We start from the raw sequence: 14,528 nt of genomic DNA on the forward strand, positions 1-14,528 counted from the left end.
AGGTTTCCCTGTAACATGTTAAAAGGAAAGTCAAAACACGGGATGCCCCGGTCTTGACCTTCCCTTTGTACAGAATAAACTTATCGTTTAAGGTTACCCTTGATTCTTCTCGTCGTCAACCACTTCGTAGTCAGCGTCTACGACATTGTCTTTCTTCGCACCTTCAGAGGCTCCCTGTCCGCCGTCTGCGCCTTGTTCTGCCTGTGCAGCCTGTTCATACAGCTTCACGGACAATTGCTGTACAATCTCGGTCAGCGCTTCTGTTGCTGCGTTGATTTCTTCCAGATTGTCAGTTTCCAGGGCTGCTTTCAGCTTATCCTTGGCAGCGTTCGCCTTGTCTACTTCGGAAGCGTCGGCTTTGTCGCCCAGGTCTTTGATTACTTTGTCTGTAGAATACACAAGTTGGTCCGCAGAGTTTTTCGCTTCTACCAGTTCTTTGCGCTTGCGGTCTTCCTCAGCGTGCAGCTCGGCATCCTTCATCATCTGTTCTACTTCCGCGTCGCTCAGGCCGCTGGAGGAAGTGATGGTGATCTTCTGGCTCTTGTTGGTGCCTTTATCGGTTGCCGATACATTTACGATACCATTGGCATCAATATCGAAAGTTACTTCGATTTGCGGTACGCCGCGCGGTGCCGGTGGAATCTCGTTCAGCATGAAACGTCCCAGGGTTTTGTTGCCGTTCGCCATCTGGCGTTCACCCTGCAGCACGTGAATTTCCACGCTTGGCTGGTTGTCGGCAAAGGTCGAGAATACCTGTGATTTGCTTGTAGGGATCGTAGTGTTGCGTTCGATCATCTTCGTGAACACGCCGCCTGCAGTTTCAATACCCAGGGACAGCGGAGTTACGTCCAGCAATACCACGTCTTTTACGTCACCAGTCAATACACCCGCTTGTACGGCTGCACCAAGGGCTACCACTTCATCCGGGTTAACGCCTTTGTGAGGCTCTTTGCCCGTAAGCTTCTTAATTGCATCCTGTACAGCAGGAATACGTGTGGAACCGCCAACGAGCACGATTCTGTTCAGATCAGCCGGAGTCATGCCTGCATCGCTCAGCGCTTGTCGGGTAGGTCCCAGTGTGCGTTCAACCAGGCCTGCAGTCAGCTCGTCGAATTTGGCGCGGGTCAGGTTGACTTCCAAGTGCTGAGGCACGCCGTCAACAACGGTAATGAACGGAAGGGATACTGTAGTTGTCAGTACGCCGGACAGTTCTTTTTTCGCTTTTTCCGCAGCATCCTTCAGACGTTGTACTGCTGCTTTATCTTTGCTCAGGTCGATGCCCTGCTCTTTTTTGAATTCGGCTACAAGGTAATCCATAACTACCTGGTCAAAGTCGTCGCCGCCAAGACGGTTATCGCCGCTTGTAGCTTTTACTTCGAAGAAGCCGTCGCCCAGCTCAAGGATGGATACGTCGAATGTACCGCCGCCAAGGTCATAGACAAGGATGGTTTGGTCTTCGGATTTCTCCAGACCGTAAGCAAGCGCCGCTGCGGTTGGTTCGTTGACGATACGCAGAACCTCCAGACCGGCAATCTTACCTGCATCCTTGGTAGCTTGACGCTGGCTGTCATTGAAATATGCAGGAACTGTGATAACCGCTTGAGTCACCGGTTGTCCCAGATATGCTTCGGCATCGGATTTCAGCTTTTGCAGAATCATGGCCGAGATCTCTTGTGCAGAGTAATCTTTGCCGTCAATGCTTTCTTTGTGGTTCGTGCCCATATGGCGTTTAATAGAAGCGATGGTGCGGTCAGGGTTCGTAATCGCCTGGCGTTTGGCAGTTTCGCCGACAATACGTTCGCCGTCCTTCTTGAAGCCTACAACCGATGGGGTTGTGCGTGCGCCTTCCGGATTCGGGATAACGACAGCTTCGCCGCCTTCCATTACGGCAACGCAAGAGTTGGTGGTTCCTAAGTCAATACCGATAACTTTACTCACTGTAAGTGCCTCCTCAACATGATATGGAGCCTTAGCTCCAGTTGGATTTTGAATTAAGTAATTTGTTCATTTCATTACATCCGGCATATATAGACAGGACTACATGCTGACTTTGACCATAGCGGGACGAAGCACCTTATCCTTCAGGAGATAGCCCTTTTGGACCTCTTCCGTCACGATGCCTTCCTCGTGCTCCTCGCTCTCCACCTGCATGATGGCCTGATGATATTCAGGGTTAAAAGGCTGTCCTACCGTTTCCATAGCTGCAAGTCCTTCAGACTTCAACACCCCTTCCAGCTGTTGGAAAATCATATTCACGCCTTTGTTAAAAGCTTCGAATTCCGGAGTAGCCGGAGCTGTGGCAATGGCCCGTTCGAAGTTGTCCAGTACCGGAAGCAGTTCACCTACGAGCTTGGAGGTGGCATACTGCGCCAGTTCCTCTTTTTCCTTCTGGGTACGGCGGCGGAAGTTGTCAAAATCAGCCTGCACACGCAGCGCACGCCCTTGATATTCATCCGCCAGCTCCTGCAGGCGTTTGGCCTCTTCACCGCTGCCTGAAGCCTCCCCGAAGGCCTCTTCCGAAGCTGGTGCACCGCTCTCGCGGACTGTTTCAGCCTCATCGGCTGCCTGATTCTCATGTATTGCCTGATCGTTCATTTCATTGGAATTCTGAATCTCTTCCTCTTTCAAGTTGTCTTCACCTCCTTATAATCAGTCACAGCATCAATTACGCTCTGTTCACTTATACCAGTGTGCCAGCATCGCTGTCAAATCCCGGGACAGAATCCCCAGTATGCCCATTACGCGTGCATATTCCATCCGGGTCGGACCCAGGATGCCGATGCTTCCGAGCGCCTTGCCGTCCAGGGAATATGTGGCTGTAATCAGACTGCAGTTGGCAAAAGCCTCATGCTTATTCTCCATGCCGATACGCACCTGCATGCCGGTTCCTCCGGATGCGGGAGCAAGCATTTTGAGCAAAGTCGGTGTTTCTTCCAGCAAATCGAGAATATCCTTCACCTTGTCGACGTCCTTGAACTCCGGCTGGGTAAGCATATTGGTCGCTCCGCTGAGATAGATGCGCTGTTCATGGTCACTTTCCAGTGCTGTGTCCAGCACCTTCATTAACTCTTCATAGTGGGAGATATGGCGCTGCATTTCCTCCCCAAGCTCGGAATACAGCTGGCTCTTCAGCTTATAAAGCGGTACATTCACCAGCTTGCTGTTCAGCAGATTAACCACTTTCTCCATCTCGGACAGAGAAATCTCCGGCGGAATACTCACGGTCTTATTCTCTACCTGGCCGGTACTGGTAACAATAATCGCCACAGCGGTTCTGTCATCCAGCGGCAGCAGCTGGAAATGGCGCAATGAAGTATGAAAAACCTCCGGCCCCAAAAGGATGGAAGTGTAATTCGTCATATTGGAAAGAATCATCGCCGCATGCTGGATAACCTGCTCCGTTGCATTAAGCTTCTCGGCAAAAAAGGCGCGGATCGTGTCCAATTCAGCCGATTCAGCGGAATTCCACGGGACCAGATGATCTACATAGTAGCGGTAGCCCTTATGGGAAGGAATTCGGCCTGCTGAAGTGTGCGGCTGTTCCAGATAGCCCAAATCCTCCAAGTCGGCCATTTCGTTGCGGATCGTTGCAGGACTGTAGCCCACATCTCCCCGTTTGGAAATGCTTCGCGAACCAACCGGCTCGGCAGAAGTAATGTAATCATCTACGATGGCGTTCAATATCATTCTCTGGCGTTCGGTTAACATGCAAATTCCCCTCCTGTCGGCTGCGGCTTTCCATTTCGTTAGCACTCTGGTTAGATGAGTGCTAACCACTAATACAAAAATACCAAACTGACCTTGACATTGTCAAGTCAGTTCAGTATCTTGGCTGCGCCCATTTCAGCCTAGCCGGGCTTCCCGTGTTGTACGGCACACCAGCCGCATCACTTTGCGGTGCAGAAAAGGAAAAAGAGTAAACACAATATCCATTGTCCGGCGCAGCGGCATCGGATTGACTAGGACTTCATTTCTTTCCACTCCTGTGCAAGCGAGGGCGGCAAAATGACCCGGAGACATGAGCTTTTGCTTTTTCACCTGGGCGAGCACAATCCTTTTATCCATATGTATGGCCTCACTACTGGCAAAGATCGGAGTGTCAACAAACGCCGGACACAAGCAGCTTACGTTGACCCCGTAGGCCTCAGCCTCATAATGCAGAGAGGTTGTCAGCCCCACCACGGCATGCTTTGAAGCTGAATAAGCACCACTTCCCGGAGCAGGCCCAAGACCCGCTGCCGACGCTGTATTCGCTATATAACCGAAACCTTGCTCCTTCATTAAAGGATAAGCTGCCTGCACCCCATGGATTACTCCCCATAGATTGACATCCAGAATCCTGTGCCAGTTCTGCTGCGTCATATCACCTATCTCGCCGTACATCGCAATCCCCGCATTGTTGAACATATAATCCAAACGCCCAAACTCCCGGTAAATGCCATTGACCAGTTCCCCCACCGCCGGGCCATCCGAGACATTCACCTGAACAAAGCGGCACTCTCCGCCCAAGCTCTCAAGCTTAGCTACCGTCCTATACCCTTCCTCTGCATTAAGATCAGCAATAACAATATACACTTGTCTGTTCAGGAGCTCCTTGCACAAGGCCTTTCCAATTCCCGAAGCACCGCCGGTAACGATTCCAACCTTCTTAATCGCTTCCATTCCTCATCTCTCCCTAATATTTTGTAAACGGGTTAAGCTTATAGCACTTTGGAACAGAATAGTACGATCGTTCTAATTAAATCAAGCAGAAGGGTGCGTGCCTCCTTCTACGCTTTCCTGTGAATCCCGTTTATAAAAACAGTCACACTGCGCTGAAACAGCGCCTTTAGCGGCTCATTCTCCATCGTGTACAGATATTGACACAGCCCGCCCAGCAACGTTCCGAACAAGAACCCCGTGGACTCCAGTTCTTCTTCTCTGAGGCCGAATTCTCCGGTCTCCATTCCCAGCTTGAAAATTTCATAATATGCCTGCATGGGTGTTGAAGCGAGTCCTTTCAGCTGTGCCACAGTCTCCGGTGAAGTAGCCGGAATGCTGCCTAGTTCCTGTCCAGCCTGCAAAAGCGGCGTTTTATAGTTGTTCTGTACGAAATGAGCCATGGCGTACAGCTTCTCTACAGCCGTACCGTAATTTACGGAAACCGCCTCCCACCGCTCCTTCCAGGAACGCATCGTTTCAAGCGCCAGATAGACAAAAAGCTTCTCTTTATTCTCAAAATGATAATAAATGTGCCCTTTGCTGCAGCCGGACTCTCTGGAAATATCCGCGATTGAGGTGCTGGCAAAACCCTTTTGCGCAAAAAGCCGTGCCGCCTTATCCGCAATGAGTGACCTGGTCTCCTCACTGTCATAATGCCTTTTATTCATAAGCGCTACCATCCTTGATAAAATTGAACGATCGTACTAATTAATAGAATACTGTGTCATTACATTTTATTCAAGACAAATCATTTTTGTGGATGGATAATGCAACCAATCTCCCGCTTCTTCGTCTGTTCCTTTAGGGGGGATGTACAATGAAGTCACCAAGACAATGGTTCTTGGCTGCATTCAGTATAATGATGACCGTGCTTACGCTGTCTGGCTGTATGCCGGGTGGGATGCCGGAAAAAATAGGTCCATATAAGTGCTATTACGGGGACGTTGATTATGTCTCTGTCCTCCGGTGGAACGGCATTACCTATATGGACAATAGCGATGGAGACATCAGCGGGTTGAACACAGGGGAGAAGATCGGCAAGATCCGCTACCGGAAAGCAGACCATACTTGTCCGCGTGACCCCATGCAGGATGGGGATGCCACGCTGCTGGAAGTGGGTACACAGCTCAATGAGGTGAAGGGCTACAAAGCCACAGCCCGGCTGGTGGCAGGGGACAGGCTGTATGAAGCTACCGAAAATCCCTCTGCCCGAACCCTTAACGATCTGCTTGATATCGAAGGCAAGATCAAAAGCGTACGCTTTGTCAGCGGTATGGACGGGAGTCCTTTGAAGGATTTTACACCAGAAGCCTCTGCCGTATTCATCCGGGAATATCCCAAGCTGAAATATGTTCCTTTTAACCAGCTGGCCAAAGAAACCAAACAATGGGTTGGGAATAAATATTGGCTGGAAATTGAACTGAACGACGGTTCGAGCAGAAGAATTGTCTACAATGCGATGTTTGCAGCGTTCCACCCTTCCGGCTATGCCACACCTGAGCTGGCCCGGCTGGTGGAAGAGCAGCGCAAGCTAATTTATGCAAAGTAATCCATGACAAACCTATTGAACGCACACACTATGGCCGCTAACTTTTCCTCATAAAGCATTCGATAGTTATCCCAGCAAGTGGAAACGGCTGCGCCGCCCTTCGCTGGACAGAGTAGCAGTTGTGGATTTTTTGGATTTGGGTTGCTGGATGTCCTTATTAGATTCGGCGTCACATCCAAGTGGAAAAAGTGAATTTAATACTTTCCCATCCCGCTTCTCCGCAAGCTCTAATTGGAAAAAGTATATCTACTCCGACCGATTCCCACCTTTTCGGGTGAATTCGCTTGAATTAGGTTTACTTTTTCCCACTGTTCCCTCCACAGTAAGCTTTTTCGTGAATTTAAATGTACTAATTCCACTTCACTTCCTGCCTGCTCCCCACGAGCTGCGCTTTTGTCTTCTGAATCCGCAGCCCCTCCTGTACAGCTAAAGCCACAGGTTCAAAACACTTGTACCCCATAATAACTATCCTAACTTTATACACGTCTTATCCATGACAGAAGGTAATCATCATTTCCTAAAAACCAAAAAACCACTCTTCCGCAAAGGGCTTACGCCCTGCTGAAAAGTGGTTGCTGTATTTCTTATAAAAATAATAATCCCACAGGACAGAGGCTTACCCCGGTTCTTAATCCAGCTTCTTCAGCACGGCGATCTCATCGCAGGCATGCTGTTTCATGCAGTTCACGCAATCAGTCCAGACCTTCTCAGGGAATATCTCCTTCTCCACGACGGTAAAGCCGTTTCTAAGGAAGAAATCCACTGCATAGGTCAACGCCATGATCTTGGGAATCTTCTGGCGTCTGGCCTCTTCCGTCAGCTTCTCCAGAATCATCGAGCCTACGCCTTTGCCTTTGCCCTCATCACGTAGTCCAATGGAACGCACCTCTACAAGATCAGCGCCCAGTCTGAACAGCGAACCGCAGCCGATGAATTTGCCGTCCAACTCCGCAATTACGAACTGGTCGATCTGGCGGGTCAGTGCTTGCCTGGAACGGGGAAGCATAATACCGCGCTGGGCGTATTCCTCTATCATTAAATACAGCGGCTCCACATCCTCCACCGTAGCATTTCTGCATATCACCTTAGGGTCTCCCGCAGGAGCCGGCTGGCGGATCATATCCGTTTTGACAAGCACTTTGACTCACCCCTTGTTGTTAATATGAATAAATATACAACATGGTGAATTACAATTCAAGGGGTATTTTAAAATTAAACTTCTGTCAAAACGCCGACAAACTCACCGAACACATCATTCCCGAACAGGATGCCTTGCTTGCTTAAACGATAGGTATCCCCATCCTGCTCAATCAGGCCGGCGGCCAGCATTTTCTTCAGCGATCCCGCAAAAATATCCTGCAAAGACTTCCCGAACTGGGCCCGGAACGCCTGATCCGACACGCCCTCGCGCATCCGCAGCCCAACCATCATGAAGTCCTCCATCGCCTCCTGCGCGGAAATCTGGAAGGTGTCCAGACGCGGCAGTCCGCTGTGCGAAGCTTCAATATACGGGTTGACCCCCTTGATATTCATATGCCGCTGCCGCTTCACGTATCCATGTGCCCCCGCACCGAGGCCATAATAATCCTCATTGCGCCAGTACGTAATATTGTGACGGCTCTCCATCCCCGGCTTGGCAAAATTGCTGATCTCGTATTGTCCATAGCCTGCAGCCTCCATCGTAGACATCAGCAAGAGATACATTTCGAGTTCATCCTCTTCACTGGGCAGTGGAAGCTTGTTCTTGTTGAACAGGGTGTGGAACAGCGTATTTTCCTCAACCTTAAGGCTATAGATGGAATAGTGCGGCAGATCAAGCTCCAGCGCTTTGCCGATGCTCTCTCTCAGCATATCTACGGTCTGGTTTGGCAGACCGAACATCAGATCCACCGACAGATTATGCAGACCGGCACTGCGCGCGTTCTCCAGGCTGCGGTAGACATCATCCACGTTATGGATACGTCCGATACCGCTCAGCAGCTCATTCTGGAATGCCTGCACGCCAAAGCTTACCCGGTTGACGCCGCCCTCTTTCATGACTGCGAGCTTATCCTTATCTGTGGTGCCGGGATTGGCCTCCATAGAGAACTCTATATTCTCATCCCACTGAGGGAAGTGCGTGCGGATCGATTCCAGAAAATAAGCCATCTCATCCGGCTTAAGCACAGTAGGTGTTCCCCCGCCGACAAAAATCGTCTTGATCACACCGGGCGGTGTGTGCTTCACCGTCAATTCCATCTCCCGGTCCAGCGCACGCAGGTAATCCATGACGGGCTGGTCCTTCAGGACATAGGAGTTGAAATCACAATAGAAGCATTTATTCGTGCAGAAAGGGATATGAATGTACACGGCCTCAGGGGGACGGCCATTAATAGGGTTTGTCATAGCTGTCTCCTTTGTTCTATATAAATCAAACTTTAGATAATTTCTAAAGTCATCTTATATTTTCATATTTTGAGATTCAATTTAGCCAGAAAAGGGAAGCCGTCAGGCTTCCCTTCAGAACACACTAGCGAGTATCGCTCCACACAAGCTGCCGCTTACCCTCAGCTACTCATCAATCTTAAGCACCGCCATGAAGGCTTCCTGCGGCACCTCAACGCTGCCGACCTGCTTCATGCGCTTCTTGCCTTCCTTCTGCTTCTCCAGCAGCTTCCGTTTACGCGAGATATCACCGCCGTAGCATTTGGCCAGCACGTTCTTGCGCATCGCCTTCACGGTCTCACGGGCAACGACCTTGGTGCCGACAGAAGCCTGAATCGGCACCTCGAACATTTGCCGCGGAATGATGCCCCGCAGCTTCTCGCAGATGATGCGGCCGCGGTTATAGGCGCGGTCACGGTGGACGATGAACGACAGCGCATCGACCTGCTCGCCGTTAAGGAGAATATCCATCTTCACCAGATTGGACTGGCGGTAGCCTGATATTTCATAGTCAAAGGACGCATAGCCCTTCGTACCCGATTTCAGCTGGTCAAAGAAATCATACACGATTTCTGACAGCGGAATCTGATAAGTGATCGTCACCCGGTTGGAATCCAGATACTCCATATTGACGAATTCGCCACGTTTGTTCTGGCACAGCTCCATTACCGTTCCCACGTAGTCATTCGGGACAATAATCCCGGCTTTGACATAGGGCTCTTCCACATAATCAATGGTGCCAATCTCCGGATAGTGCGACGGATTGTCAATCTGAAGCATTTCCCCATTGGTCAGCATGATGCGGTAAATAACGCTTGGTGCCGTAGTGATCAGCGGCAGATTGAACTCCCGCTCAATACGCTCCTGAATAATCTCCATGTGCAGCAGTCCCAGGAAGCCGCAGCGGAAGCCGAAGCCCAGTGCGCTTGAGCTTTCCGGTTCAAAGCTGAGCGACGCATCATTAAGCTGCAGCTTCTCCAGCGCTTCACGCAGATCATTGTAATCCGAGGTTTCAATCGGATACAGCCCGCAGTACACCATCGGGTTAATCTTGCGGTAGCCCGGGAGCGGTTCAGGTGTCGGATTCTTGGCATCCGTTACCGTATCCCCGACACGCGTGTCGCCGACATGCTTGATGCCGGCGACGATGAAGCCGACATCACCGATGTTCAGCTCATCCACGATGCTCATGCGCGGCATAAATGCGCCCACCTCAATAACTTCAAATACCTTATCAGTAGCCATCATCTTAATCTTCGAACCGGCACGGATCTTGCCGTCTATGACGCGGACATAGACAATAACACCTTTGTAAGGATCATAGTGGGAGTCAAAAATCAGCGCCTTCAGCGGAGCATCGGAGGTGCCGGTAGGTGCTGGAACCTGCTTGACCACCTGTTCCAGAATCTCCTTAATTCCGATGCCGGCTTTGGCAGAAGCCAGCACAGCTTCACTGGCATCCAGTCCGATCACATCCTCAATCTCCTGCTTCACCCGTTCGGGATCGGCGCTCGGCAGATCAATTTTGTTGATCACCGGAAGAATTTCCAGATTGTTATCCAAGGCCAGATATACGTTGGCCAGTGTCTGCGCTTCGATCCCCTGCGCCGCATCCACTACGAGCAGTGCGCCTTCACAGGCGGCAAGGCTGCGGGAAACCTCATAGGTAAAATCGACGTGCCCCGGTGTATCAATCAGGTTCAGCAAGTACTCCTGTCCGTCGTCAGCACGATAAGTCAGGCGCACAGCCTGAAGCTTGATGGTGATGCCGCGTTCACGTTCCAGGTCCATCTGGTCAAGCACCTGTTCTTGCATTTCGCGCGAAGTTAGCGCACCAGTGTATTCCAAAATGCGGTCGGCCAGTGTCGATTTGCCATGGTCTATATGTGCAATAATCGAGAAATTGCGGATTTGTTGTTGTCTTTTCTGAACGTCAGTCATTCCTTACCCCCACAGACAGCCTAATGTTAATCCACTTATTATAACAGTACGCGCTTCACCCATCAATCCCGCCGGCCCCGGACCCTCAAAGAAAAGGAACGGAACACAGAAAAAAGCGGACTTGCTGCCTCCAGGGAGAGACACCAGCCGCCAACTGTTTTCTGAAAATCACGGACACCCACCGCTAATCTTCGATAAAATGAGCTAAATCATGGGCTGCATTACGCAGTCGAACCTGCGCAGTACGGTGTAAGCAAGCTTATTCTGCAGCCGAGTCGAACAGCGAAACCACCCAGCGGATACTCTTCTGCGAGGCTTCTTGCAGCAGCCCTGCTGTTTTGTCAGCCAGCTTGTCTACTGTCGGCTTTTGCTCTTCAGGGATAAGAATCTGCTCCGGACTCATTCTGCTGTAGTCCGGAACCTCCTGCTGCGGCAAATTCCCGCCCGCAGAAGGTCCTGCAGTGGTTTGCGGCTGCACCGGGACAACTGTATATTCGCCTGTTACAGGATCTACAGACACAGGAACATATACATAAGCCTGCCCGCTTTGTGCCGCACCCGCCGGGGGAACGGTGCGGGAACCTGCCGCCCCCCCGGCGGGTGCGGTTTGGGCCGTCCCGGTTGCACCGCTCCAGCCCGGCAAAACTGTAGAGGCCCCGGCGCTCCCGCTGCCACTGCTGCCGAACTGCATGCCTATCAATATGCCGATGCCGGCCCACAAGCCGACCATAACCAGATTTTTACCGAACCGCGACATTTCATATTCCTCCTTTCCTTGTATGATCAGTTACTCTGCTTTACAGTGTCTACACCAGAGTCAGGCGCAGCCGCTTTTTCCGCATCATGGCTGTTCCAGTAGACATCGGCAATGGCATCGGCCAAGATATCCGCTGTCCGTTTCAGCTCATCCTCTGAATTATCGATTCCGCCTACTTCAATTAATACACTGTTAGGGGAAAGAGTCTGATTGTACTCTCCATTGTTGCCGTTGCCGGAAGATTTCCCCCAAATGCCGCGGGAAACTCCGGGATAGCTTTTTTCCAGCAGCTGATGTATTTTATTGGCGAACGCCTCATTCTTCTTCCAGTTTTTATTCGCATGGCCGAGGATAAAATACACCTGGGCATAACTTTTCCCGTTAATGACGGCAGTAGTTTTGCCATGCCGCTGTGAATCACGGTGAATATCAATCATTTCAGTCATCTCCTGATTGGCGCTCATCGCTGCCTTGACAGTCATTCGCGAATATTTATAAGAAAAGTTCCAATTATAATCCGGCACGGTCGTAGCGTAATCCTGTTGCGCATGAACCGTCCCAATTCCGCGCTGCTCCAGTCTTTTGGCAATATATGAGCCTACCAGCATTACATTTTTGGAAGGAACCGCTGAACTTGGGTTGTCACTCTCTACGCCCAGCAGCGGATTATAGGCCTCGCGGGGGTGGGAATGATAGATTAAAATCCGTTTGACCGAATCCTCCCGGCTGCTGCCGGGTGTAGAACTGCCGTTACTGCCTGCCGCGTCCGGTGCTGCTGTAGGTTCAGGCTGCATTTCGTTCTCTCCTCCTCCAGGCTCGTCCACTCCATCTCCGTGTGCCGGTTCTGTTCCGCTTGTCCCCGACTCCCCACCCGTCCCATCACCGGTAACATTAGCCTCAGGATTCCCGCCAGCCAGTTCATCCGTTCCCGGATGATAGTCCGCAGGAGCATCTTTGGCACCGCCCGACCCCAGCCGCAGCAGAAAAGGATCATCCGCGGCCAGCCCCGGAACCTCGCGGGAGAGCAGGCTCTTGGGGTCCCCCGGGTCCACACTGGTCAGCATCCGAAAGACGAAGGACGTTACGTTAGGGCCTGAAAATGCAGACGGTTCATCACTTTTCGGCAGATGCGGAACCTCCATGCCCAGCAGCTCCATAAAAAAACCGCTTGATAAGGAAGCCGCCAAACCTTTCATTGAGGGAATGGGCGAAGAGTTCAGCTTCTGTCCGGCCAATCCGCCGGCTCCAAGCAGCATAAAAAATACAAGTGAACCTCCGGCCAGCAGCAGCATCGTTCTCCCCAGCGACAGAACATCCAGCAGCTTGCTCCGCAGCCGGCCGATATTCCATAGCTGAAACCATTTTTTGTTCATTATTGTTATGTCCTCCTCCAGCCCTCTGTAATCTCTTATACTCCCAATCTATGAGCGGAGGAGGAATGCTAGAACCTGAAATGAGAGACAAAAAGAAGAGCCGCTCTCTCTATGTGATGGCGTACATTGTCTAACACTTAATAGAAGCAGCATCAAAAAAAGCCTGCCTCAATCTGCGGGCATGCAGACTGGGGCAGACAGAAAGCAGACTGAAAGCAGGTGTATAGCCAGACTGGGAGCAGGCGGATTTGAACAGCGGGCATGGACGGACAGATTAGATCAGCAGAACGGTTCCGCCACGGCTGAACCCTAAGCAGATCAGTGGGTGTACGCCCCTACATTGCCCGGATCAACAGCCTCATGCAGTGCAGCATTCAGTCCGCTGGCTACGATGTTGGCAATTTCTTCAATAAACTCATCAATTTCCTTGGGCGTCACAATGAGATCATGTCCGAGCGGCTCCAGCACCTCTTTGACCAGCGACAGCCGTTCGTGCTCAGAGATGTCGTCCAGCATGCCCATAATTTCTTTGGTTTGGGTGGCCCCGGCTCCAGCCTGCCCAAAATGCCTGCTCATCATCTCCAGGACGTTGTTCACAATGGTTGAAGCATAGCAGACGGTAGGAACACCGATAGCGATGCAGGGAATGCCCAGTATCTCTTTAGTCAATCCCCGGCGTTTATTGCCAATTCCTGATCCGGGATGGATGCCGATGTCAGCGATTTGAATCGTCGTATTGATCCGTTCCAGTGAGCGGGATGCCAGTGCATCTATGGCAATAATCACATCCGGTTTGGTACGGTCAATGATCCCCTGAACCACTTCACTGGATTCAATACCGGTGAGACCCAGCACGCCCGGAGCAATCGCACTTACATTGCGGTAGCCCGGGGAGACCTGATCAGGAACCAACTCGTAGAACTGGCGGGTAATCAGCGAATTCTCCACAACGAGCGGCCCCAGTGAATCGGGAGTCACGTTCCAGTTGCCTAGACCAACTATCAGAACAGAAGAGTTGCGGTCAATGCCGATTCGGTCCATGAAATGCTCAAATTCACGGGCAAACACCACGGATACCTTCTGCTGCAGTCCGGTATCACCGCCGCGAAGCGCGGGAACCTCCAGGGTTACGTAATTTCCGATCGCACGCCCAATGGCCTGAGAACCCGCATTATTAGCCACGGCAAGACGGGTAACCTTAATGCCATCCGCCTCTTCCACCTCTTCGTTCACACCGGGAATCGGCGTTTTTTGCGGTCCCTGAGCCATTTCCTTTGCTTCCAGCGCCAAATCTGTGCGTACCGAATACAGCTGAAGATCCAGTTCCATTATAAGTTCAGCCTCCTTTTGCATATTGGTGATAGTGTGCGAGAGAAAGCCATGGTTTATACAGGCCGGAAAGGTTAAATTTCAAAGCTTTAGTCTTGCATTTTGTGAGAGGTCATGCTAAACTATTTTAAGTTGTGAATCATTTGATGATTTCGAATGTCTTTCAGGAGGTGAATGCAATGCCAAATATCAAATCCGCGGTAAAACGCGTCAAGACGACCGAAAAACGCCGTGCACTGAACGCTTCCCAGAAATCCGCGCTTCGTACAGCTGTGAAAACTGCTGATGTAGCTCTGACTGGTACAGAAGTGGAAACTGCTCAGGCTGCTTTCCAAGCTGCTTCCAAAAAGCTGGACAAGGCTGTAACCAAAGGCCTGGTTCATAAAAATGCGGCTGCCCGCAAAAAATCCCGCTTGGCGAAGAAATTGAACGCTCTTAAGGCGGAAGCCTAAGC

At 51.1% G+C, this 14,528-nt stretch carries 13 protein-coding genes; 2 read left to right on the plus strand and 11 right to left on the minus strand.

Features of this window, described 5'->3' with window-relative positions:
* Positions 1 to 93 precede the first annotated feature (93 nt).
* The 5 genes from dnaK to PGRAT_RS23945 all read right to left on the minus strand — a co-directional run bounded on the left by dnaK (position 94) and on the right by PGRAT_RS23945 (position 5,369).
* Positions 94 to 1,938, minus strand: a complete 1,845-nt coding sequence (dnaK, locus tag PGRAT_RS23925) for a molecular chaperone DnaK (protein WP_025704100.1) — start codon at positions 1,936 to 1,938, stop codon at positions 94 to 96.
* A gap of 99 nt (positions 1,939 to 2,037) precedes the next feature.
* A complete protein-coding gene (gene grpE / locus PGRAT_RS23930; RefSeq protein WP_025704101.1) occupies positions 2,038 to 2,628 on the minus strand; it encodes a nucleotide exchange factor GrpE in 591 nt (196 codons plus the stop codon).
* A 48-nt stretch (positions 2,629 to 2,676) separates the two neighbouring features.
* A complete protein-coding gene (gene hrcA / locus PGRAT_RS23935) occupies positions 2,677 to 3,708 on the minus strand; it encodes a heat-inducible transcriptional repressor HrcA (RefSeq protein WP_025704102.1) in 1,032 nt (343 codons plus the stop codon).
* A gap of 135 nt (positions 3,709 to 3,843) precedes the next feature.
* Positions 3,844 to 4,662: an SDR family NAD(P)-dependent oxidoreductase gene (locus PGRAT_RS23940; RefSeq protein ID WP_025704103.1), complete on the minus strand. Its 819-nt coding sequence runs from the start codon at positions 4,660 to 4,662 to the stop codon at positions 3,844 to 3,846.
* A 107-nt stretch (positions 4,663 to 4,769) separates the two neighbouring features.
* On the minus strand, positions 4,770 to 5,369 hold the full coding sequence (locus PGRAT_RS23945) for a TetR family transcriptional regulator C-terminal domain-containing protein (RefSeq protein ID WP_025704104.1): 600 nt from the start codon (positions 5,367 to 5,369) through the stop codon (positions 4,770 to 4,772).
* A gap of 149 nt (positions 5,370 to 5,518) precedes the next feature.
* Between PGRAT_RS23945 and PGRAT_RS31840 the strand changes: the two genes are divergently transcribed.
* Positions 5,519 to 6,250, plus strand: a complete 732-nt coding sequence (locus PGRAT_RS31840; protein WP_025704105.1) for a hypothetical protein — start codon at positions 5,519 to 5,521, stop codon at positions 6,248 to 6,250.
* A 628-nt stretch (positions 6,251 to 6,878) separates the two neighbouring features.
* Here PGRAT_RS31840 and PGRAT_RS23955 read toward each other — a convergent pair.
* The 6 genes from PGRAT_RS23955 to gpr form a co-directional block, all read right to left on the minus strand.
* Entirely contained in the window at positions 6,879 to 7,370 is a 492-nt protein-coding gene (locus PGRAT_RS23955) for an N-acetyltransferase (protein WP_042268314.1), read from the minus strand.
* A gap of 92 nt (positions 7,371 to 7,462) precedes the next feature.
* Positions 7,463 to 8,635 (minus strand): radical SAM family heme chaperone HemW, encoded by a 1,173-nt coding sequence (gene hemW / locus PGRAT_RS23960; RefSeq protein WP_025704107.1) that lies wholly within the window; start codon positions 8,633 to 8,635, stop codon positions 7,463 to 7,465.
* Between the two features lie 165 nt (positions 8,636 to 8,800).
* Positions 8,801 to 10,615 carry a translation elongation factor 4 gene (gene lepA / locus PGRAT_RS23965; protein ID WP_025704108.1) on the minus strand — a complete coding sequence of 605 codons (1,815 nt, stop codon included), beginning with the start codon at positions 10,613 to 10,615 and terminating at the stop codon, positions 8,801 to 8,803.
* Between the two features lie 259 nt (positions 10,616 to 10,874).
* Positions 10,875 to 11,372, minus strand: coding sequence for a hypothetical protein (locus tag PGRAT_RS23970; RefSeq protein ID WP_025704109.1), 498 nt, complete (start codon positions 11,370 to 11,372; stop codon positions 10,875 to 10,877).
* A gap of 26 nt (positions 11,373 to 11,398) precedes the next feature.
* The gene (locus PGRAT_RS23975) at positions 11,399 to 12,745 is read right to left on the minus strand and encodes a stage II sporulation protein P (protein ID WP_025704110.1); all 1,347 of its coding nucleotides are present in this window, start codon (positions 12,743 to 12,745) and stop codon (positions 11,399 to 11,401) included.
* A gap of 318 nt (positions 12,746 to 13,063) precedes the next feature.
* Positions 13,064 to 14,074: a GPR endopeptidase gene (gpr, locus tag PGRAT_RS23980; RefSeq protein WP_025704111.1), complete on the minus strand. Its 1,011-nt coding sequence runs from the start codon at positions 14,072 to 14,074 to the stop codon at positions 13,064 to 13,066.
* Positions 14,075 to 14,253: 179 nt separating this feature from the next.
* Between gpr and rpsT the strand changes: the two genes are divergently transcribed.
* Complete coding sequence (rpsT, locus tag PGRAT_RS23985; protein ID WP_025704112.1) at positions 14,254 to 14,526, plus strand: 30S ribosomal protein S20; 273 nt, start codon at positions 14,254 to 14,256, stop codon at positions 14,524 to 14,526.
* The last annotated feature ends 2 nt before the right edge of the window (positions 14,527 to 14,528 follow it).

The sequence above is a fragment of the Paenibacillus graminis genome (genome assembly GCF_000758705.1).
GTDB lineage: Bacteria > Bacillota > Bacilli > Paenibacillales > Paenibacillaceae > Paenibacillus_AQ > Paenibacillus_AQ graminis.

What these genes read in the sequence shown, in the direction of transcription:
- hrcA (WP_025704102.1), bottom strand. Translation starts at nt 3,708, where the DNA reads ATGTTAACCGAACGCCAGAGAATGATATTGAACGCCATCGTAGATGAT.
- PGRAT_RS23940 (WP_025704103.1), bottom strand. Translation starts at nt 4,662, where the DNA reads ATGGAAGCGATTAAGAAGGTTGGAATCGTTACCGGCGGTGCTTCGGGA.
- PGRAT_RS23945 (WP_025704104.1), bottom strand. Translation starts at nt 5,369, where the DNA reads ATGAATAAAAGGCATTATGACAGTGAGGAGACCAGGTCACTCATTGCG.
- PGRAT_RS31840 (WP_025704105.1), top strand. Translation starts at nt 5,519, where the DNA reads ATGAAGTCACCAAGACAATGGTTCTTGGCTGCATTCAGTATAATGATG.
- PGRAT_RS23955 (WP_042268314.1), bottom strand. Translation starts at nt 7,370, where the DNA reads ATGATCCGCCAGCCGGCTCCTGCGGGAGACCCTAAGGTGATATGCAGA.
- hemW (WP_025704107.1), bottom strand. Translation starts at nt 8,635, where the DNA reads ATGACAAACCCTATTAATGGCCGTCCCCCTGAGGCCGTGTACATTCAT.
- lepA (WP_025704108.1), bottom strand. Translation starts at nt 10,615, where the DNA reads ATGACTGACGTTCAGAAAAGACAACAACAAATCCGCAATTTCTCGATT.
- PGRAT_RS23970 (WP_025704109.1), bottom strand. Translation starts at nt 11,372, where the DNA reads ATGTCGCGGTTCGGTAAAAATCTGGTTATGGTCGGCTTGTGGGCCGGC.
- PGRAT_RS23975 (WP_025704110.1), bottom strand. Translation starts at nt 12,745, where the DNA reads ATGAACAAAAAATGGTTTCAGCTATGGAATATCGGCCGGCTGCGGAGC.
- gpr (WP_025704111.1), bottom strand. Translation starts at nt 14,074, where the DNA reads ATGGAACTGGATCTTCAGCTGTATTCGGTACGCACAGATTTGGCGCTG.
- rpsT (WP_025704112.1), top strand. Translation starts at nt 14,254, where the DNA reads ATGCCAAATATCAAATCCGCGGTAAAACGCGTCAAGACGACCGAAAAA.